The sequence below is a fragment of the uncultured Aquimarina sp. genome, assembly GCF_947500065.1.
Classification (GTDB): Bacteria; Bacteroidota; Bacteroidia; order Flavobacteriales; family Flavobacteriaceae; genus Aquimarina.
Genome location: NZ_CANMQT010000004.1, coordinates 97,161 through 117,758, shown reverse-complemented (window position 1 = coordinate 117,758; position 20,598 = coordinate 97,161). Strand labels below are relative to the sequence as shown.

The window sequence follows — 20,598 nt, the reverse complement described above, 5'->3', positions numbered from 1 at the left end:
TATAATTAAGTTATCAACAGTCCATTTGTTGAAGACCGGTGAACATTCATTACCTTTGTATAAGGTCCGCCTCTTTACAATTTTTTTACATTCGTGGTTATGGAAAAAGTACAGCAAACTCAGCAATCTAATTACGGTCGGGGGAACGTAATTTCGCTGGAAAAAGGAAAAATACCTCCTCAAGCAACTGATTTAGAGGAAGTTGTGCTTGGAGCAATGATGATTGATAAGAAGGGTGTAGATGAAATTATCGACATCCTTAATCCTGATGTATTCTATAGAGAATCTCATAAATACATTTTTGAAGCAATATTCAAACTCTTCGAAAATTCAGAACCAATTGACTTATTAACGGTTTCCAGTCAGCTTAAGAAAGATGCAAAATTAGAATTAGCAGGTGGGGAATATTATCTTATACAACTAACTCAAAAGGTAGCATCTTCAGCACATATTGAGTTTCATGCGCGTATAATTTTGCAGAAATATATTCAGCGTAGCTTAATTAAAATATCTAACGAAATTATTGAAGAGTCTTATGATGAGACTGCAGATGTTTTCGATCTTTTGGATATGGCCGAGTCGAGATTGTATGAAGTAACTCAGGGTAATATTAAAAGATCAACAGAGAGTGCTCAGAATTTAGTAATTCAAGCTAAGAAAAAGATTCAGGAAATATCAAATAAAGAAGGAATGAGTGGTGTGCCTTCTGGTTTTGATAAGTTAGATAAATTGACCTCAGGTTGGCAACCCAGTGATTTAATTATTGTTGCGGCACGTCCAGGTATGGGTAAAACAGCTTTGACATTATCAATGGCAAGAAATATGTCTGTTGGTGCTAATATTCCTGTTGCATTCTTCTCATTAGAGATGTCCTCTGTACAATTAATTACACGTTTGATTTCTTCTGAAACTGGTCTTTCTTCAGAAAAATTACGTACTGGTAAGCTAGAAAAACACGAATGGGAACAACTTAACGTAAAAGTAAAAGATTTAGAAAAAGCACCACTTTTTATAGATGACACACCTTCTCTTTCTATATTTGATTTAAGAGCTAAAGCAAGACGTTTGGCTTCTCAGCACGGAATACGAATGATTGTAATAGATTATTTACAGTTGATGACTGCAGGTGGAAGTGGTAAGAACGGAAATCGTGAACAGGAAATCTCGACAATCTCTCGTAACCTTAAGGCATTAGCAAAAGAATTAAATATACCAGTTATTGCATTATCGCAGCTATCGCGTGCTGTAGAAACGCGTGGAGGAAGTAAACGTCCATTATTGAGTGATCTAAGGGAATCTGGAGCGATTGAGCAAGATGCGGATATTGTAGCATTTATATTTAGACCTGAATATTATAAGATTGATGAATGGGATGATGAAGAAAGATCACCTACCCAAGGTCAAGGAGAATTTATTGTAGCTAAGCACCGTAATGGTGGTTTAGAAAATATAAGGTTAAAATTCATTGGTCACTTAGGTAAATTTGATAACTTAGATGACTTTAGTACTCCTTTTGAGTTTCATTCTAAAATGAATGACGGTAAAGAAGAAGAAGATCCTTTTAGTACAAAACATCTTCCTAGTGCAGATGAGGCTTTCGGGAGTAGCATAAATGATTCTAATGATGATGACGACGTTCCTTTCTAAAATAAAGTATAAGTTTATAGTTTATAGTTTATTATTTTTTCTTTCTTTTCAATCCTATGCTTCCTATGTATTAATACCTATGGATGCTGAAGGTCAGCAAAATCATTTAAAGGCCTATGGGATTACGTATTGGACACTTAGTAAGGATCTTAAAGTAAAGTGGTTACTTAATTATAGAGGAGGCTCTTTTCTTTTACCTGATACAGAAAATATTAGGAAAGAATGTACTATAAGAGGCGTTTCTTATGAATTATTAAGCAATGCTAAAACAGAAGAAATTCTAGCAGAAATTAGTAGCCCATCTAAGAATATGGAAGCTGTTGTTTTGGAAAAAGCTCCAAAAATTGCCGTATATTCTCCAAAAGGGAATCAACCGTGGGATGATGCCGTAACAATGGTTCTTACTTTTGCTGAGATTCCATATGAAACGATATACGATAAGGAAGTATTAGAAGATAATTTAATATTATTTGACTGGTTACACCTTCATCATGAAGATTTCACAGGGCAGTATGGTAAGTTTTATGCTTCCTATAGAGCAGCTCCTTGGTATATAAGAGAAAAAGCGAATGCGGAAAAACTAGCTAATGATTTAGGATATCAAAAAGTTTCCCAAGAAAAATTAGGAGTTGCGTTAAAGATTAGAGATTACGTAGTAGGAGGTGGATTTATGTTTGCTATGTGTAGTGCTACGGATAGTTTTGAGATTGCCTTGGCCGCAGAAGGTGTTGATATTTGTGAGCCTATGTTCGATGGAGATCCTAGTGAACCAGGATATCAATCTAAAATAGACTATACTAAAACTTTTGCTTTCAAGAATTTTACATTAGAACGTAGTCCCAATGTATATGAGTTCTCTTCTATTGATATGACACGAAAACGACGCATTTCTAAGACTACAGATTATTTTACATTGATGGATTTTTCAGCAAAATGGGATCCAATTCCTACTATGCTTTGTCAGAACCATACTGCTTTGGTAAAAGGATTTATGGGACAGACAACAGCATATGATCCTAATGAAATTAAATCGAATGTATTAGTTCTGGGAGAAAACAGAACTAATAATGAAGCTAGATACATTCATGGAATAAAAGGAAAAGGATTCTTTACTTTTTATGGTGGACACGATCCCGAAGATTATCAACATCGAGTAGGAGATCCAAAAACAGAATTGGAATTACATCCTAATTCTCCTGGGTATCGTTTGATTCTTAACAATGTTCTCTTTCCTGCTGCTAAAAAGAAGAAGCAAAAAACCTAATAGATTTTTGTGCTAATTGGTACTATTAATAATCACTGTTTATAGGGTGATATTCCTATTTTACTTTTTGTAGTTTTGAACCAATGGCAAAAAAAATAATCATGATACTAGTCGTTGTGTTTATATCAATAGGTGCTTTGTGTATCTATGGAGTATATCGCTTTCTTAACCCCTTCGGGAATTTGGTTAACGAAGAATTATCGGATTCGTATTATTACACAAGAGATAAAGAGGGAATTGTATATAGTCCAATGGGGAATTGGTTTTCATTAGGAAAACGTGAAATGAAGGTAGATATGGCTACTTTTCAAGTTTTGGGAAGAGATTATGCTAAAGATGAAGAATATGCTTATTTTAAATCCAGAGCAATAAACTCTCCAATCCATGTTCCATCTTTTCAGGTAAAATCTGGATTTATGCCAATGGATAAAAACCATGTGTATATATTAGTGGATGACCTTTATTATTTGGATGATTCAGATGCAGAAGGATTTAAAGTTCTGGAAGGAGCGGATGCTGAAACCTATGAGCAGTTGGGATTTGATTTTGCAAAAGATAAAAACTTTATATATCGTAATAATATAAAATGTACAGAAGTAGCTCATGAATCTTTTGAAGTTATTAATTATCAATTTTGTATGGATGCAAAGGCTGTATATCATTATAGATATGGAAAGCCGCTATTAAAAATAGAAGATGCTAATATTTCAGAGGTAATCTCATTAACAAATTCCTGTATTCGAGATGATAAGAATGTTTACGTATATATAGATAGTGCAAATAAGATATTTAGTTTCCCATTTAAAAATAGTGAAGAAATACGCTTTTTTAGTGATTATTCTTCTCTAATTAAAATTGATAATCATATTTATTATCATGGATTAATTATGGATGATGTTGATGCTTCTACGTTTGAGGAATTAGAATATGGATATACTAAGGATAAGGATCATGTTTTTTTTAACGGGAAAATTGTTGAAGAAGCGGATGTGAATACGTTCAAGTATAATGAGAGCAAGTATATTTTTTCTGATAAAAATCACATATATGAAGCTGGCAAAATAGTAAAAAGTAAGAAGTAATAAGTAATTTGTAATATTTTGTAAGGCTATGAATATGATACGACTATTGTATACTTAAACAATAACCTTAACTCTAAAATGAAAAAAATATCATTACTACTTATTGCAATTAGTACTATAATTTCTTGCAAGGAAGTTTCAAAGGCCGAAAAAGAAATTGTAAGTGAGGCACCAGTAGAAGAAACGATTCCGGATCGTTCTAAAGATTTTCCTGCGGATATAGCTGCGGTATTTACTGCTCACGGAGGAATACAAACTTTTGATCAACAAAATACACTTGTTTTTGAGCTTGCCAATCCAGAAGGTAATGAAAAGCATACTACTGATCTTAAGACTCGGCATGCTCGTATAGAAACTGATAAATTTGTAATTGGTTTTGACGGAGAAGAAGCTTGGATTATACAAGATTCTACCCATTTTAAAGGGAACCCTCGTTTTTATCATAACCTAATGTTTTATTTTTATGCAATGCCTTTTGTATTGGGGGATGAAGGTATTTCTTATGAAAAAGTAGATGATCTTCAAGTAGGTGATACCTTGTATCCTGGTTATAAAGTATCTTATGGAGATGGAGTTGGTGATTCGCCAAAAGATAATTATTTCTTGTACTACGATGCGGATTCTCACAAAATGAAGTATTTGGGATATACAGTAACATTTTTTAGCAAAGAAAGTAGTGAAAAAATAAGTTTGATAGAATATACGGATTGGAGTGATGTAGATGGTTTATTACTTCCAGAAACGTTAAAATGGAGAGAATATAAAGAAAGTGTAGTAGGCGATGTTAGAAGTGAAAGGAATTTTGTAAATGCGAGTGCAAGTTCGGAAAAATTAGATCTTTCTTTATTTAGAAAACCAAAAGAAGAGAAAGAAGATACTATGTAAGAAGTATCAATATCGAAAAAGGAAAATTATTTAATGGAACCCTATTGCTATTAGTAATGGGGTTCTTTTTTGTAAATCAAAAACTTTTTTTCGTAAAAATTATCATATCATTTTTAGAATGTGGTAATTTTTGGGTTTCATTTATCTTTTATATTGCTAAATAATCATTTTGCATTGATTTTTTAACAAGGAGGTAAAAATTGATGTTTAAGTACATTTTTAGAATTAGCTAATTTTATGTCCTATATCTAATTCTATTTACGAAAACGATATAGTAACACACGCAAAAACTAATTTTATGTATACAGAACTTACTACGAGTAATAGGATATTGATGGGGCCAGGACCATCAGATGCACATCCTAGAGTACTTAAAGCAATGTCCACACCCTTAATAGGGCACTTAGATCCGGAATTCGTAACCATTATGGATGAAGTCAAAACAATGGTACAGGATACCTTTATGACTCAAAACAATATGACATTTGTTGTTTCTGCTCCAGGAAGTGCTGGTATGGAAACCTGTCTGGTTAATTTATTGGAACCAGGAGATGAAGCTATCATTTGTATTAATGGAGTGTTTGGAGGTAGAATGGCTGATATCGCAGAAAGATGTGGAGCCAAAGTTCATAAAGTAAAGGTGGATTGGGGAACTGTAATCAGTCCAGAAGATATTAAAAAAGTATTAGATGTATGTAAGAAGCCAAAATTAGTAGCACTTGTTCACGCTGAAACATCTACAGGAGCATTACAGCCACTAAAGGAAATAAGCGACTTGGTGCATAATGCAGGTGGATTGCTAATGGTGGATGCGGTAACTTCGTATTGTGGAATGGAACTAAGAGTAGATGATTGGAATATAGATGCTATATATACAGGTACACAGAAAAATTTAAGTGCACCTCCAGGATTGTCTCCAGTTAGTTTTTCTGACAACGCATTAAAAGCTTTGGAAAATAGAAAAACGAAAGTGCAAAGCTGGTTTCTAGATTTAAGTTTAGTGAAAAATTATTGGGGAGGTGCTAAACGAGCATATCATCATACTGCACCGGTTTCTTCTGTATATGCGTTAAGGGAATCTCTTAGAATTGTTTTAGAAGAAGGATTAGAAAATAGATGGAAGAGACATCAAAATGTTCATCAAGTTTTGAAAACTAAATTGGAAAATTTAGGGTTTAGATATTTGGTAGAAGAACAATATCGATTACCTAATTTAAATGCTGTTTTTCTACCTGAAGGAAATGACGAAACGTTACTAAGAAAAAGATTATTGAATGATTATAATATCGAAGTTGGAGGAGGATTAGGTGACTTTGCAGGTAAGATATGGCGTATAGGTATAATGGGCGAAAGTTGTACACTAAATCATGTCAATATGTTAGTTAGTGCTCTTCAGGATATGAAGGAATTTAAAAGTTAATGTACTCAAAAATAGGGAGTTGAATTTCACTGAAAACGGGGGGTGATATGGAGTTAAAATTTGCGAAATTTGTATACACAAAATAGCTAATCTTTTTTTAATCTCTTAAAACCTTATTCGATGAGTAAATTACACGATGACCAAATGGTCGTAGAAATCTTAAACTTTTTTTATCCTAATAATACAATTTCAGAGTACGATGTAACTGATGATTTAGGAGATTTAGCAGCAGAAATCTATGCTGAAGCATTAGAAGCTTCTAATGCTATGCATTTAGTTCCTAGACCTACCTATACACCTTCATTTTCCTGGTTGATAAAGGAAGGAGTTAAAGCGGTTTGGAGATCCAAAGGAGGAGATGAAATATATGAATCAGTTCGAGTTACAGTGGCGCTTAAGTATAAAAGCGAGCACCAAATGGTGAAACTAGGAATTTAAACAAAAAAGAGGCGCTTTGATTAAAGCGCCTCTTTTTACATATATTATAAATTCAATTATTTACTGTATTTATTACTGTATCGTTTCCAGAGTCTAGTTTGATGACTTTCTAAACTGATATCACGACCTTGGATAAAAACTTTTTCTAATTGATTGGTTCGCATATCCAAAGCATCACCGATACTAATAAATAAGGTAGCATCTTTTCCTACTTCTAGTGTACCTACCATAGCATCAATGCCTAGTATTTTTGCAGTATTCCCAGTGATTAATTGCAAAGCCTTTTCTTTATCCAATCCATGGGCAGCAACTGTTCCAGCCTGAAAAGGAAGATTACGAGCATTAGCGCGTTCCATTTGACCACTATTTTCTAACCCTACCAATACACCAGCATCCATTAGTGTTTTTGCATTTTTGTATGGTAAATCATAATCATCATCTTCATAATTTGGTGTAGAATGAGTTCTAGTTAGTAATACAGGAATATTTTGTTGTTTTAACTGATTAGCAACTTTGTATGCTTCGTCTGCATGTACCAATACTACTTTTTGCATTCCATGTTCTTTGACAAAACTAAGAACATCTAGAATTGCTTTTTCAGGGCTAACATGGATGAACAATGTTTGAGAACCATCAAAGATTTTAGCCATTGCCAAATGAGGCAAGTGTTTTTTACCCGAGCTTGATTTAATAGTCGCTTTTGCTTGATACAGATAATCATTGATTTCTGTAACTTGTTCTTTGTATTTCTTATTTGGTTTAAAACCTGGATCTTCACCCAACCACCATCTTCCTCTTGTAAAAGGACTTGGCCAATTCAGATGAATTCCATCATCCGTTTTTAGCGCAGCATCTTCCCAATTCCAGGCATCTAATTGTACAATAGAAGAAGTTCCTGAAATCCATCCACCGCGAGGTGTAGTTTGAGCGATTAAAACTCCATTAGGCCTCATGCTTTCTACAATTTTACTTTCTGCATTATAAGCAACAATACTTCGGATATGAGGGTTGAAACCACCTATTTCACTGTCATCATCGGTAGCCCTTACTGCTCCAATCTCTACAAGTCCTAAAGTCGTATTAGGTGCTATGAATCCAGGATATATGTGTTTGCCTGATGCATCAATTACCTTTCCTTTTGTCGTAGCGCTTCCATTAGCACCAATATTGGTTATTTTTCCGTTTTCAAAAATAATAATACTGTTTTCTATCACATCACCGTTACCTATGTGTGCTGTTGCACCTGTAATTGTAATAGCCTCATTTTGAGCTTTAGCAGGGGTTTGCTGTGCTGTTATATTTCCAAATGAAAATAGTAGTAACAACACTATATATGATATGTTTTTCATGTCTTGATTCATTAATTTTAGTGGATAGTTTCTAAAGTCTCACAATGAAATTCTTGTTTTTCTTTTTTCTTAGGCGGTTGTGTTTTTAAACCATTGTTTTTAGCCTTTAGTAACATAGTAGAAAGCTGATTTTTTTCTTGTGCAATAGTTTTTCTCATTGCTTTGTCTTTTTCAAGATCAAAATATACAGCTCCTTCAATAATTGTTTTTTCAGCTTTTGCGTAAATAGATAATGGATGATCAGTCCACAATACTATATCGGCATCTTTACCAATTTTGATACTTCCTACGCGATCATCAATGTGTAAAAGTTTTGCAGGATTTAATGTTACGAATTTCCAGGCGTCTTCTTCACTTACTCCTCCGTATTTTACAGACTTTGCAGCTTCTTGGTTTAATCTTCTGGACATTTCACCATCATCGCTATTAATAGCTACTGTAACTCCTTGATTGTGCATAATTGTAGCATTATAAGGAATAGCATCATTTACCTCATACTTATATGCCCACCAGTCAGAGAACGTGGATCCTCCAACACCATGTGCGGCCATTTTATCGGCAACTTTATAACCTTCTAAAATATGAGTGAATGTATTTATTCTGAAATTGAACTTCTCTGCAACTTTCATTAACATATTAATCTCACTTTGTACATAAGAATGACAACTGATATAACGTTTACCATTAAGGATTTCTACAAGAGTTTCCATTTCTATATCCTTGCGATATGGTTTTCCGCTATTTTTTAGTTGCTCATATTCCTTAGCACGTGTGAAATAATCGATATAGAGTTGTTCTACTCCCATACGAGTCTGAGGGAAACGTACTCTTTCTCTATCACCCCAATTACTTTGTTTTACGTTTTCTCCTAAAGCAAATTTGATGAATTTTGGAGAATTCTTGTAAATTAGGTTTTCTGCACTTTCTCCCCATTTTAATTTTAGAATTGCCGATCTTCCGCCAATTGGGTTAGCAGAACCGTGAAGGATTTGTATAGAAGTTACTCCACCAGCTAGATTGCGATACATATTTATATCATCTGGAGAAACAACGTCTTCTATTGTCACTTCGGCGGTAGAATTGTGGCCAGCTTCGTTTATAGCAGCTGCAGCTATATGGGAGTGTTCATCAATTATACCACTTGTAAGATGTTTTCCGGTTGCGTCAATAACTTTTGCATTTCCGGAGTTAAGGTTTTTACCGATGGCAGCAATTTTTCCATCTTTCACTAATACGTCAGTCTCCTTTAGAATTCCATCAGATTCGTTTGTCCACACCGTAGCGTTTTTAAACAATAGATTTTGGGATGTTGGAAGTTTACTAGTTCCATAGGCTATATTTGGATAGGTAACTGGAAGTACTTTCGGTGCTTCTTCTTTATCCTCAGATTTCTTTTTATCTTCTTCAGTATCTTCTTTAGGCTTTTGTTTTGCTGTGAAAGTTGTTTCGGCACCGTTAGGAAGAATTGCTTTTCCTGTTAAAAATTTTGGATTTTTATTGATTGCGGTAACGATTCTGGTATACTGTGTTTTTGTAGTGTCAGCATCGGTAAAGGTTATGGATAACCAATCATCTTTATAAGTGATTTTACTTCCAAGTTTGGTTTCTCCAAGTTTTACTTCTGCTTTTGGCTTTGATGGTTTTCCGGATATTGATACGTCATAAGTTTTACCTGCAAGAGTAAGGTCATATGATCCATTGATATCAGTCACATTCATATCGGTAACAACATTTTTATGACCTTGTACCCAGTTTTCATAAATGATGTTATCTTTTGAAAACATTTCACTATTAGTAATCAGAAAGTTGGCATAGGCACCTTTCTTTATAATACCAAGTACATCACTTTTGCCAAGAATTTGAGCAGGAACTGTAGTTAAAGAAGCTAAGGCAGTTTTTTTATCCAACCCGTGTGCTATTGCCTTTTCTATTCTGGTTTTAAGATCTCCTATTTTTTTTAATTTATGTGTAGTCAAGGAAAATTGTATGTTGTTTTTATCAAGGACAGATGGATTCGTTGGAGCTTGATTCCAGTGACGCATATCACCTAAACTTACTAAGTTGGACATATATGGGTCTGATACATCATATGCATCAGGAAAATCAAGGGGAAGAATATATTTGGCATTGGTAGCTTTTACTTTATCAATTCTAGCATATTCATCTCCACCACCAACAATTATGTATTGGATATTAAATTCATCACCTACTTTGTCAGCTCTAAAACCATTAATTCTGCTTCCAGCTTCAAAAATTTGTGGTAGATTTTTATTTCTATTTAATGCTTCTAATGATAGATCTTTATTGTCCATATTTCCTTTGGCATACCAGCTAGCATCGTTATACGTCTGTCTTAATAGTGCCATAGATCCCATTAGAGAAGTTGGGTATAATTGTTTGCTTTTTGCACTTTTAGAAAAAGAAAGTAGTTGAGATGACGCTTCGCTAAGCAATCGTTCACCTTCTGTTCCATCATTATTTAGGGCAACGAGCATACCAATTCCTCTGATGATTCCATCTGGCATGTGTGTGTTTAATGCTCCAAACCCTTCTTTGATAAATTCATCAGCCTTCTTATTATCATATGTGAAATCTTTAAGAGGATTTGTTTCCGGACGAATATGATCATTCCAATAGTAACCTTCTCTCGAAGCATCATACTGAGGGTTTCCTCCAAAAGGATTTCCTTCTCTTTTAGGCTTTTTGATACCAAAATTTGTGTAAGGGTCAATAAAAGAAGGGTAAATATGTTTTCCTTTTAAATTAATTACCACGCTATTTTTTGGGATTGTAAGAGAAGTTCCTACTTGTGTAATTTTTCCTTTTTGAATAATTAACGTACCGTTCTTGATTTCTGTTTCTGGAGAAGTATGGATTATAGCATTCGTGAAAACAGTATAATTAGAGTTGGACGTTTTTACGCCATCATTTTTTGGAAAATATTCTTGAGCGTAAAGATTAAGTCCCATAAATATCGCTAAGAGCGATAATAATAGTTTTTTCATAAGAGTTAGTGTAAAGATGAATTGGTTTTAAAGATAACTGTTGCTATAGAAAGACCTTAAAAATTAGTAATTTTTTAACAACTGATAAGTGAGTTCTAAATCAAAGTAATTTTAAAGATCTATAATTTATCTTTATAATAGTTTACTAATAAGGCAACTACGTAACTGTAGGTTTCCATGCCTTTGGGTTGGTTGTTTGCTTTTAGATAGGTGTCGTATGAACTTTTAAAAATAGGCTCTAATGGATTTTGATAGCGCATCCAGAACTCATTAACTTCTCGATAGTTTTTTCGAATTCCTGGTCTTAGTTTCTCTATCAAACACAGTGCTTTTTGTTCATCTCTAAGGTACAGGTCATTTAAACAGAATTTTAGAGCAAAGGTGGTTCCACTATAATTAAAATAAGCGTCGTCATAATTCATAGTAGTTAGAGCTGCTATAAAATTAGCTTCATTTTCTTTAGCAAAACCTAACTGATGTGCTTCCTCGTGACAGCTGGTGGTTGGCGCTTTGTAATTAATTATTAATCCATTAATCTGAGCTTCATTAGTAATTGGATTAAGATAGCCACTAAATCCCATATATGTCAGTGGTACACTTAATAGAGATTTTTTAATACTTTTTGGATAATAATTAATAGTGGGAAAGATATGGTTAAGTTGCTGATAAGCAGGGATGGTTTTTTCAAATATTTCTTCTTTACTATAAGGCATTACTATAGACAACGTATCGTTAGATTCTAAATTGGCATGGATGGTATTAGCCTTATCAATTAATTTTTCTGAAACCAATACAAGTTCAGCTTCAGTATATTGATCATTAATCTTTAATATTTCATGCATTGGCAATCTATAATAATTAATTCCCCATAAAAGATGGAAGCATGCGTAAACAATGGATAAAGTAGCACCAACGTCTAGCAATACAGATTTCCACGCTACTTTTTTTCGAAATACTTTTTTGAATAAAAAACGGACTAGGAGTACAATCAAAATACTATAACCGATGTCTCCGAAAGAAAAAGGAATCCAACCAAACGCATATCGTAATGCTTTAGAAGTATATACAAACAAACCATTACTATAAAATCGATCAACAAATTCAGGAAAGAAAGAAAGAATTTTAATAATTAAGATCTGTAATGGTAATAGAATAGTAAGGTATAATTTTGTTTTGGATTGCATGAAATAAAATATAATAGTATGTAAATCTACAACATTTAATATATCATTTGAATTAAGATTTTCATAATGTACATTTGCCAAAAACATACGAGACATATGAATTCGGAAATAAGAAACCTAGAGCCCAAAGAACTTTGGAATAAATTTGCAGATCTTAATGCTGTTCCTAGACCTTCGAAAAAAGAAGAACGTGTAATCGCTTTTATGAAAGATTTTGGAAATTCATTAGGATTACCAGTAGAAATAGATGAAGTAGGTAATGTTTTGATTAAAAAGCCAGCTACGGCAGGTATGGAGAATCGAAAAACTGTAGTTATGCAATCTCATTTAGATATGGTTCATCAAAAAAATGCAGATACTGTCTTTGATTTTGATACGCAAGGAATCGAAATGTATGTTGATGGTGATTGGGTAAGAGCGAGAGGAACTACTTTGGGGGCAGATAATGGGTTAGGTGTAGCGACTATTATGGCTATTCTGGAGTCTAACGAAATTTCTCATCCAGCAATAGAAGCTTTATTTACTATTGATGAAGAAACTGGAATGACCGGAGCAATGGGATTAAAACCGAATTGGCTACAAGGAGATATTTTATTAAACTTAGATACAGAGGAAGACGATGAAATAGGTGTAGGATGTGCAGGAGGAGTAGATGTGACTGCAGAAAGAGCTTATGAAGAAGAAGAGATAGAGGAAGGGAAATCAGCATATACTATTTCTGTAACTGGGCTAAATGGAGGACATTCTGGAATGGATATTCATAAAGGATTAGGTAACGCTAATAAAATTATGAATAGGTTGTTGTTTGATGGTTTTGAAAATTTTGGACTTAGAATCCACGAAATCAAAGGAGGAAGCTTGCGAAACGCTATCCCAAGAGAAAGTTTTGCAACAATCGTAGTGGATACAATACATTCCGAAGCTTTCGAGTTTGAAATAGGAGAGTTAGTTTCAACTATTAAAAACGAACTTTCTTCGGTAGATCCCAATTTATCAATCGAATTAAAGCAGATTGATTTACCAAGTAGTGTTATGGAACTAGGAGTTCAGGAAGGTCTCCTAAAATCTTTGTATGCAGCTCATAATGGGGTATATATAATGAGTTTATCTATCTCTGATTTGGTAGAAACTTCTAATAATATAGCCAAAGTAACAATTGGTGGTGGTACTATTAAGATCGAATGTTTGACTAGAAGTAGTGTGGAGTCAACAAAATTGGATTTAGTAAATAAACTTAGAGCAACTTTTGAATTGATAGGATGTGAGGTTACGACGGATGGAGATTATCCCGGTTGGGCACCGAATATGAATTCTTCAATATTAAAGGTGTTAGACGAGTTGTATCAAAAAATTAATGGAGAAAAAGCTCATGTAGCAGCTTGTCACGCTGGATTAGAATGTGGTATCTTAGGTCAAAATTATCCTAATATGGATATGATATCCTTTGGTCCAACTATTTTAGGAGCACATTCTCCAGATGAGAGAGCAAGTATTTCTTCAGCTAAGAAATATTGGGGTTTTGTAAAGGAAATTCTACAAAATATTCCTGTGAAATAATTTTTAGTATTTATTGTAAAAACAAAAGGCATCTTATTTTAAATAAGATGCCTTTTTTATAAGTTATTTAGTATTACTTTTTTTCTCCTTGTATTCCGACTAATTCTAGTTCAAAGATTAAGTCTGCATTAGCAGGTATTTGACCTCTTCCATTTGGATATCCTAAATGAGGAGGAATGAAAATTACAGTTTTATCACCAACTTTCATATTCTGTACACCTTCTCTAAAACCTGGAATCATTTGAGCATCCGGAGAATAAGGCATTTCTAAAGGAACATATCCCTTAGGGTGACTTGCACGACGATGATCCCATGTTCCCGTTTCCTTAGCTTTTTCTTCAACATTTGTATCGAATAATTTTCCATCAACAAAGTATCCTTCATAATTGACTTGAACGATCTGACCAAGCTTTGGTTGTTCACCATCTCCTTTGTTTACATAATAAATTCCTAAGCCACTTTCTAGTGTAGTTACTTTTTCTTTTAATTCTGCATGCTTAGCCGCAACTTTAGCGTTTCTTTCTTTATTAAGACGTTCTTGCTCTAATTTTTCTTCTTCTAAGGCTTTTAACTGACCCTCAAAAACTACTTTAGCATCAAAAGCTTTAGCGCTCTTACCTTTTCTGATAATATTTACTTGTTCCATTCTTACTTCAGAAACTGGTTTGTCGCCAGGTTTTTTGGTTTCAACAACTCCAATACTATCTACGATATCTTGTCCAAAAACGATTTCACCAAATACAGTATGCTTTCCGTTTAACCATGGAGTTTCTTTTAGTGTGATGAAAAACTGACTTCCGTTAGTAGCAGGACCTGAATTAGCCATAGATAAGATTCCTTTAGACTTATGGCCCAATGAGTCTACAAATTCATCAGGAAATTTATAACCTGGATCACCAGTCCCTGTTCCTAAAGGATCTCCCGTCTGGATCATAAAATCTTTAATTATTCTATGGAATATAATACCGTCATAGTATTTTTTTCCTTGATATAAACTATCTACTAAGGTGTTGGTTCCTTCTGCCAGAGAAACAAAATTAGCAACTGTTAGCGGTGTTGCTTCATGATATAACTTGGCAACGGTAGTTCCTTTATTGGTAATGATTTCTGCATATACACCATCCGCGAGCTCGGGATATTTTTCTTCACAATTACTAAAGGTTATAGCAATAAGAGCTAAAAATAAAAGATTTAGTTTTTTCATTTTTTTGTTAAAATTTAATTTTCTTTTGTTGATTGTTTGGTAATTTTATTGAGTGTTACTCTTGATATTAACGGAATATTTGTTCCAATCTTATTATCATCTCCATAATAACCGTAAGCTTGATATGAAGGGAATAAAAATGTTACGATTTCTCCTTCTTTCATCAGTTTCAATCCTTCTCTCAGTCCAAAAAATAAATCTTCTTGGTCAATCGCATAGTTTACAGTATCTAACTCTTTTCGATTGTATATAATTACATTGTTTAGATCTTTTATGTTATAATTGAAATTTACAACATCTCCAAACTTTGGCGTAATAGTAGAAATAGTATCTTTTTTCTCATAATAATACCAGAATCCACCATCTGATGTAATATAATTATTTAAAGAATCTTCTTTGATAATCTTTTGGATTCTAGTTTCTTCTCTAGCGCTAAGTTCCTTATTTCTGTTTATAGATTCGCTAATAAACGATCCAGATGAGATACTTACAGGTTTCCTTGCTTCAGGCGCTTTACAGGAGAAAAATAATGCTAAAAGACTTAATGATAGAAGAAAATGTCTCATGGATTTAGGGCATTTTTATAGGAAGGTAAGATACTAATAAATTTCTCAATGGTTTCAGTAAGAGAAAGATTGCTTTTTCCACCTGCAGCATTATGATGACCGCCTCCTTCAAAGTGATTTCGAGAGAATTCATTAACAGAAAAATCACCTTTAGATCGTAAAGAAATCTTTATAATGTTTTCACCTTTATTTTCGATAAAAATCAAGGCAAAAACTATTCCTTCAACAGATAAACCCATATTAACAAAAGCTTCCGTATCACCTTTCTTGAAATTATGGTCATCTAATTCTTTTTGTGATAACGTTATATAAGCGGTTTTATATTCTGGAATTATCTTTAAATTTTTGAGAGCTACTCCTTGTAGTTGTAATCTAGAATAAGAGTTATTATCATATATGTTTTCATGGATTGCGGTATTGTTCGCACCGCGATCAATTAAATCAGCAATTACACTATGAGTAGTACTTGTTGTAGATCTAAATCTAAAAGAACCTGTGTCTGTCATAATACCAACATAAATACATGTTGCTATATCCGCAGTGACCTTATCCAAGTCATCTAATTTTTCTATAAAATGATAAATCATTTGGCAAGTAGAGCTCATGCCAACATCACTATAGGTATATGTAGCATAATCATCTGGTTGCTGATGATGATCAATCATAATATAGGTAGTATCTGTATTTTCTAATAGACTTTCCATATTTCCAGTTCTGGAAAAATGATTAAAATCTAGAGTAAAAATAATATCTGCTTCCCTGATTTTAGTAACTGCTAACTCAGTATCAGCATCATATTTTAAAACGGTATTCTCTCCAGGAATCCATTTTAAAAAACGAGGGTAGTCATTAGGCGTAATAACCGTAGCATCATGTCCTAATCCAGTTAGATAATGATATAATGCTAAAGTAGACCCAATAGCATCTCCATCAGGATTTTTATGAGGAATAATTACAATTTTTTTTGGGGAACTTAAAAGTCCTTTTATTTCTTTAATCTCACTCGTATTCATAGATCAGCGAATATACTATTTATTAATAATATGATAATAAAGGAATTCTTAATTTTATTGAGTTCTAATTTCAATCAAAATGAAAACTCTTAGCAGTATACTTTTAGTACTATTTTTTACAATTCATTGTGCTTTTTGTCAAGACATAGTACAAAACGAAACTTCGGATTTTACGATTGCTTTTGGAAGTTGCAACAAACAAGATAATCCACAACCTTTTTGGGCTGAGATTCTAAAAAAAAACCAACCAAACGTTTTTATCTGGGGAGGCGATAATATCTATGGTGATTCTGACGATATGGCTAAAATTGAGAATGACTATAAAATTCAGAATAATAATACAGATTATCAAAAATTAAAAAATACTGTTCTTATTCTTGCTACCTGGGATGATCATGATTATGGTAAAAGTGATGCAGGAGTAGAATGGAAAATGAAAAGAGAAAGCCAACAGTTGTTTTATGATTTTCTCGGAGTACCGAAAGATGATCCTATTTTTAAAAATAAATTTACCTGGATTTTCATATCCATTGGTAGATTTTACATCTAGTGGATTAACCCATGCATATACCAAATATAACGGAGAGCCTAATAAAAATAGAGTAGGAGAGGTAGTTTTTATTCCTAGTTTTGGGATTTTAAAATTTGATTTTGATAAACAAAAGGTAATTATGCAGATGAGAGGAGAAAACAATAGAATTTTACAGGAATTTATACAACAATATCCTAAAAATTAGAATTTTTTGACCTGATTTTATAAAAGGCAGTACTTTATGAGGAAATTTCTTGTTTTTGATGCTTTTATCTATACTTTTGCACAAAATTTTGCATTTGGCTTTTGTGGTCAAAAAAAAATATTAAAAGAATAGAATTTCCTATTGTTAGGAAATAGGATAAAAAACAAATTTTTAAAATGGCAACAAATAGAACTTTTACCATGCTTAAGCCGGATGCGGTAAGAAAAGGATACATCGGAGCGATCCTTGAGCAAATCACTGCTTCAGGTTTTAGAATTGTAGCAATGAAATTAACACAGTTAACTACTGATGATGCTAAAGCTTTTTATGCTGTACATAGCGAGCGTCCTTTTTATGGAGAATTAGTAGAATATATGACTAGTGGTCCAATCGTGGCGGCTATTCTTGAAAAAGAAAATGCTGTAGAAGATTTTAGAACCTTAATCGGTGCTACGAATCCTGAAGACGCTGCAGAAGGAACTATTCGTAAGAAGTTTGCTACTTCAATTAGCGAAAATGCGGTACATGGTAGTGATAGTGATGATAATGCTGCTATAGAAGGCACTTTCCATTTCTCAGGAAGAGAGCAATTCTAGTAAAAAAGTTATATTTTATATAGTGTTCAAAAACCATCTTGATGATTCGAGATGGTTTTTTTTATGACTTTCAATTAGATTTTTTTATCAGAAGCAATACTACCAAAGCACCCTAAAACTTAGGTTAGGAGTAATCCCCAAAGCAAAAATATCTGAGTTAATAAATCGATTGTCTAGTGAATTGGTAGTTCTAAACTCTCGATTTAATATGTTTTCTCGATCATAAAGGTTCAATACAGAAAGTCCTATTCGATATTTGATATATGGATTAGACCTTATTTTGAAATCATAAATTGCAGAAAAATCTAATCTGTGATATATAGGTAGATTCGTACCATTGATTTCTCCAAAATCTAGTAATACCAGATTCCCACTTTCATCAACTCCAGCAACATTGGTAAAAGCTTTGCCAGTATGCCAGAGCCAACCTAAGGAAAATTGAAAATTATTGATCTTATAAAAGTGAGACCATTTTACCGTGTGTTCAATGTTCCAATTACCAGGAAAAGATTCATTATTATTGATATCCTCAAATTTATTTCGAGTATTGATATATGAATAACTTACCCAGGTCTTATAGTTTTTGAAACGCTTTTTTAGAAAAAAATCAATGCCGTAGACGCTACTTTCTCCGTTATGATAGGTATTATCAATTGGATTGATGAAACCTGCCGTTAGCGAAGTGATATCATCTATTTGTTTGTAATATGTATCTACATCAAAATACCATTTGTTTTTCTTAAAACTACTTCCTAGCGTAAACTGATAACTAGTAATCACAGGGAACTGCTCTTTGTTTGATAGCGTCCAAACTTGATTTTCTAAGGATAGATCACTAACTACGGATTCTCTAATCTGGCTGACAGCCTGGCTACGATATTCACCTGTAGCGTTTACTTCCCAATATTTAGATAAGTTTTTCTGTATAAAAACTCTGGGTTCTATAAATGTTTTATCTAATTCGGTATAATGATTTAAGCGCAGTCCTGCAGAGAGATAAAAGTTTTTAGGGGTTTCATATTTATATTCACCATAAACTGCATGTGTATTTAGAAAACGATCATCTTGATCCAAAACTAATTCATAGCTAGGCGTAGTAGTTACAAATGCATACTTGATAGTATTATTCGAAAATTGATATCCACCAAGAATTTTATGATAATCAGATAGAGAGTAATTAGCATCTATAGCAGCACCAAAATCTTTTACACTATTCTTTTTGCTTTCAGTTTCAGTTGTTATTCCAGATGCTCCGGTGATGAATTGATAATTCAGCAAATAGCTTGTGTAATATCCACTAGTACGAACGTTAAAACGATCACTCCAGCTGTGCTTCCAGCTTATGTTATACCCTTCATTTTCTGTTGCTAAATCATCATTAAAAGACATAAGATCATCACTTCTTCTAAAATCAAGATCATTTTTACTGTAAAGTGCATTTACTTCAATTTTGTCAAAATCCGACACTTTAGCAATCAGGTTGGCATTATAGTCTGCATAGAAAAAATCATTTTTAACTTCATTAAGTGGGTTTGTTTCCGCGATGGTAGTATTCTGAAAAACACGATCAGCAAATTGTTTATAGGTAAATGTTTCTAGAACGTCCGTATATGAACGTCTTCCGGATAGTTGTAATGATACTTTATCTTTTATAATCGGTGCATGAACAACTGCATCCGCATTGATCATATTAAACCCTGCTCCTCCGGTAAAACGGTTAACAACCTCATTTTCAGTTTTGATATCAATTACTCCGGAGATTCTATCTCCATATTGGGCGCTAACTCCACTTTTAGAAAAATCTACTTCTTTTACAACATATGGATTAAAAGCAGATAACATACCAAAAAAATGCCCTTGATGGTATGTTTTGATGCCATTCCAAAGCACTAAGTTTTGATTAGGAGCACTACCACGTACATATAAACCTGATGCGGTTTCGAATGGACTATTAACACCTGGCGTCAATTGAATACTCTGCAATATATCCGGTTCCGTAAGACCAGGCAATATCTCAATGTCCTTTAGGTTAATATTTACTACTTTTTTATTTTGAGTAATTCCCTTGGTAAGGTATTCTTGAATAACGACTTCGTCCAGCGCTTCTATGGTATTGGTGAGATAGATATTAATGCATTCATTAGTAAGAAATTCAGAAGAGTTTAATACTTTCTGTCTAAATCCTGGCGCACTTATTAAAATCGCGGAATTAAAAGGAATATCTGTGTTTTCAAAATACCCTTTCTCATTGGTAGTTATGTTAGTTCTAGAAGCTTTAAAGAATACTCTAATTTTTTCTAACGGCTCAGAATTTTCATTATAAATATAACCACAGATGGTAACACTATCATTCTGAGAATACTTTCTAATAGTGATGAAATTTTCTCCTGTAATTTCGAATTTTAATTTTGATTGTAATTGCAAGCTCTTAATAACATCCTCTATGCTTGTATCAGCATTGGTTTGTATTGAAACAGATTTATTAATAATAGTTGCATCAATGTATGAGAATTTTACATTGAATTGTTTTTCTAAAGAAGGGATTACTTGCGATAAAGGGTAGTTTTTCGCATCAATTATAGTTGCTTTTTCCTGTGAAAAAACAGATGTACTCCACAAAAGTATGCATACACATAAAAGTCTCTTCATTC

Annotated in this window: 17 protein-coding genes; 10 read left to right on the top strand and 7 right to left on the bottom strand. The window is 33.3% G+C overall.

What is annotated here, in order from left to right; genetic code table 11:
* Positions 1–99: 99 nt before the first annotated feature.
* From dnaB to Q0975_RS13290, 6 genes are all read left to right on the top strand, one after another.
* Positions 100–1,647, top strand: coding sequence for a replicative DNA helicase (gene dnaB, locus Q0975_RS13315; RefSeq protein ID WP_299437420.1), 1,548 nt, complete (start codon positions 100–102; stop codon positions 1,645–1,647).
* Complete coding sequence (locus Q0975_RS13310; RefSeq protein ID WP_299437418.1) at positions 1,613–2,911, top strand: asparagine synthetase B; 1,299 nt, start codon at positions 1,613–1,615, stop codon at positions 2,909–2,911. The genes dnaB and Q0975_RS13310 overlap by 35 nt, the downstream gene beginning before the upstream one ends.
* 101 nt (positions 2,912–3,012) lie before the next feature.
* Complete coding sequence (locus Q0975_RS13305; RefSeq protein ID WP_299437416.1) at positions 3,013–3,993, top strand: DKNYY domain-containing protein; 981 nt, start codon at positions 3,013–3,015, stop codon at positions 3,991–3,993.
* Between the two features lie 78 nt (positions 3,994–4,071).
* Entirely contained in the window at positions 4,072–4,878 is an 807-nt protein-coding gene (locus tag Q0975_RS13300; RefSeq protein ID WP_299437414.1) for a DUF6503 family protein, read from the top strand.
* Between the two features lie 298 nt (positions 4,879–5,176).
* A complete protein-coding gene (locus Q0975_RS13295; protein WP_299437413.1) occupies positions 5,177–6,298 on the top strand; it encodes an alanine--glyoxylate aminotransferase family protein in 1,122 nt (373 codons plus the stop codon).
* A 120-nt stretch (positions 6,299–6,418) separates the two neighbouring features.
* Positions 6,419–6,736: a hypothetical protein gene (locus tag Q0975_RS13290; RefSeq protein ID WP_299437411.1), complete on the top strand. Its 318-nt coding sequence runs from the start codon at positions 6,419–6,421 to the stop codon at positions 6,734–6,736.
* Between the two features lie 56 nt (positions 6,737–6,792).
* Here Q0975_RS13290 and Q0975_RS13285 read toward each other — a convergent pair whose 3' ends face one another.
* The 3 genes from Q0975_RS13285 to Q0975_RS13275 all read right to left on the bottom strand — a co-directional run bounded on the left by Q0975_RS13285 (position 6,793) and on the right by Q0975_RS13275 (position 12,274).
* Positions 6,793–8,085 (bottom strand): amidohydrolase family protein, encoded by a 1,293-nt coding sequence (locus tag Q0975_RS13285; RefSeq protein ID WP_299437409.1) that lies wholly within the window; start codon positions 8,083–8,085, stop codon positions 6,793–6,795.
* A gap of 17 nt (positions 8,086–8,102) precedes the next feature.
* Positions 8,103–11,090 (bottom strand): amidohydrolase family protein, encoded by a 2,988-nt coding sequence (locus tag Q0975_RS13280; protein WP_299437407.1) that lies wholly within the window; start codon positions 11,088–11,090, stop codon positions 8,103–8,105.
* A gap of 119 nt (positions 11,091–11,209) precedes the next feature.
* On the bottom strand, positions 11,210–12,274 hold the full coding sequence (locus tag Q0975_RS13275; protein ID WP_299437405.1) for a DUF3810 domain-containing protein: 1,065 nt from the start codon (positions 12,272–12,274) through the stop codon (positions 11,210–11,212).
* A 96-nt stretch (positions 12,275–12,370) separates the two neighbouring features.
* Between Q0975_RS13275 and Q0975_RS13270 the strand changes: the two genes are divergently transcribed.
* A complete protein-coding gene (locus tag Q0975_RS13270; RefSeq protein ID WP_299437403.1) occupies positions 12,371–13,831 on the top strand; it encodes an aminoacyl-histidine dipeptidase in 1,461 nt (486 codons plus the stop codon).
* 73 nt (positions 13,832–13,904) lie between these two features.
* Here Q0975_RS13270 and Q0975_RS13265 read toward each other — a convergent pair whose 3' ends face one another.
* The 3 genes from Q0975_RS13265 to Q0975_RS13255 are packed head-to-tail and all read right to left on the bottom strand — an operon-like array spanning position 13,905 to position 16,614.
* Positions 13,905–15,035: a peptidylprolyl isomerase gene (locus Q0975_RS13265; protein WP_299437401.1), complete on the bottom strand. Its 1,131-nt coding sequence runs from the start codon at positions 15,033–15,035 to the stop codon at positions 13,905–13,907.
* 14 nt (positions 15,036–15,049) lie between these two features.
* Positions 15,050–15,601 (bottom strand): gliding motility-associated peptidyl-prolyl isomerase GldI, encoded by a 552-nt coding sequence (gene gldI, locus Q0975_RS13260; RefSeq protein ID WP_299437399.1) that lies wholly within the window; start codon positions 15,599–15,601, stop codon positions 15,050–15,052.
* The gene (locus Q0975_RS13255) at positions 15,598–16,614 is read right to left on the bottom strand and encodes a DHH family phosphoesterase (protein WP_299437397.1); all 1,017 of its coding nucleotides are present in this window, start codon (positions 16,612–16,614) and stop codon (positions 15,598–15,600) included. Before Q0975_RS13255 ends, gldI begins: the two co-directional genes overlap by 4 nt.
* Before the next feature lie 79 nt (positions 16,615–16,693).
* On the opposite strand from Q0975_RS13255, the gene Q0975_RS13250 reads away from it, so the two are divergent.
* The 3 genes from Q0975_RS13250 (at position 16,694) to Q0975_RS13240 (ending at position 17,947) form a co-directional block, all read left to right on the top strand.
* The gene (locus tag Q0975_RS13250; RefSeq protein ID WP_299437395.1) at positions 16,694–17,164 is read left to right on the top strand and encodes an alkaline phosphatase D family protein; all 471 of its coding nucleotides are present in this window, start codon (positions 16,694–16,696) and stop codon (positions 17,162–17,164) included.
* Positions 17,145–17,351, top strand: coding sequence for a hypothetical protein (locus Q0975_RS13245; protein ID WP_299437393.1), 207 nt, complete (start codon positions 17,145–17,147; stop codon positions 17,349–17,351). The genes Q0975_RS13250 and Q0975_RS13245 overlap by 20 nt, the downstream gene beginning before the upstream one ends.
* Positions 17,352–17,527: 176 nt before the next feature.
* Positions 17,528–17,947, top strand: coding sequence for a nucleoside-diphosphate kinase (locus Q0975_RS13240; protein ID WP_299437391.1), 420 nt, complete (start codon positions 17,528–17,530; stop codon positions 17,945–17,947).
* A 99-nt stretch (positions 17,948–18,046) separates the two neighbouring features.
* Here Q0975_RS13240 and Q0975_RS13235 read toward each other — a convergent pair whose 3' ends face one another.
* The gene (locus tag Q0975_RS13235) at positions 18,047–20,596 is read right to left on the bottom strand and encodes a TonB-dependent receptor (protein ID WP_299437389.1); all 2,550 of its coding nucleotides are present in this window, start codon (positions 20,594–20,596) and stop codon (positions 18,047–18,049) included.
* Positions 20,597–20,598 lie beyond the last annotated feature (2 nt).

Coding starts and splice junctions, on each gene's coding strand:
- dnaB (WP_299437420.1), top strand. CDS start 100: ATGGAAAAAGTACAGCAAACTCAGCAATCTAATTACGGTCGGGGGAAC.
- Q0975_RS13255 (WP_299437397.1), bottom strand. CDS start 16,614: ATGAATACGAGTGAGATTAAAGAAATAAAAGGACTTTTAAGTTCCCCA.
- Q0975_RS13280 (WP_299437407.1), bottom strand. CDS start 11,090: ATGAAAAAACTATTATTATCGCTCTTAGCGATATTTATGGGACTTAAT.
- Q0975_RS13240 (WP_299437391.1), top strand. CDS start 17,528: ATGGCAACAAATAGAACTTTTACCATGCTTAAGCCGGATGCGGTAAGA.
- Q0975_RS13290 (WP_299437411.1), top strand. CDS start 6,419: ATGAGTAAATTACACGATGACCAAATGGTCGTAGAAATCTTAAACTTT.
- Q0975_RS13275 (WP_299437405.1), bottom strand. CDS start 12,274: ATGCAATCCAAAACAAAATTATACCTTACTATTCTATTACCATTACAG.
- Q0975_RS13300 (WP_299437414.1), top strand. CDS start 4,072: ATGAAAAAAATATCATTACTACTTATTGCAATTAGTACTATAATTTCT.
- Q0975_RS13305 (WP_299437416.1), top strand. CDS start 3,013: ATGATACTAGTCGTTGTGTTTATATCAATAGGTGCTTTGTGTATCTAT.
- Q0975_RS13250 (WP_299437395.1), top strand. CDS start 16,694: ATGAAAACTCTTAGCAGTATACTTTTAGTACTATTTTTTACAATTCAT.
- Q0975_RS13285 (WP_299437409.1), bottom strand. CDS start 8,085: ATGAAAAACATATCATATATAGTGTTGTTACTACTATTTTCATTTGGA.
- Q0975_RS13270 (WP_299437403.1), top strand. CDS start 12,371: ATGAATTCGGAAATAAGAAACCTAGAGCCCAAAGAACTTTGGAATAAA.
- gldI (WP_299437399.1), bottom strand. CDS start 15,601: ATGAGACATTTTCTTCTATCATTAAGTCTTTTAGCATTATTTTTCTCC.
- Q0975_RS13235 (WP_299437389.1), bottom strand. CDS start 20,596: ATGAAGAGACTTTTATGTGTATGCATACTTTTGTGGAGTACATCTGTT.
- Q0975_RS13295 (WP_299437413.1), top strand. CDS start 5,177: ATGTATACAGAACTTACTACGAGTAATAGGATATTGATGGGGCCAGGA.
- Q0975_RS13265 (WP_299437401.1), bottom strand. CDS start 15,035: ATGAAAAAACTAAATCTTTTATTTTTAGCTCTTATTGCTATAACCTTT.
- Q0975_RS13310 (WP_299437418.1), top strand. CDS start 1,613: ATGATTCTAATGATGATGACGACGTTCCTTTCTAAAATAAAGTATAAG.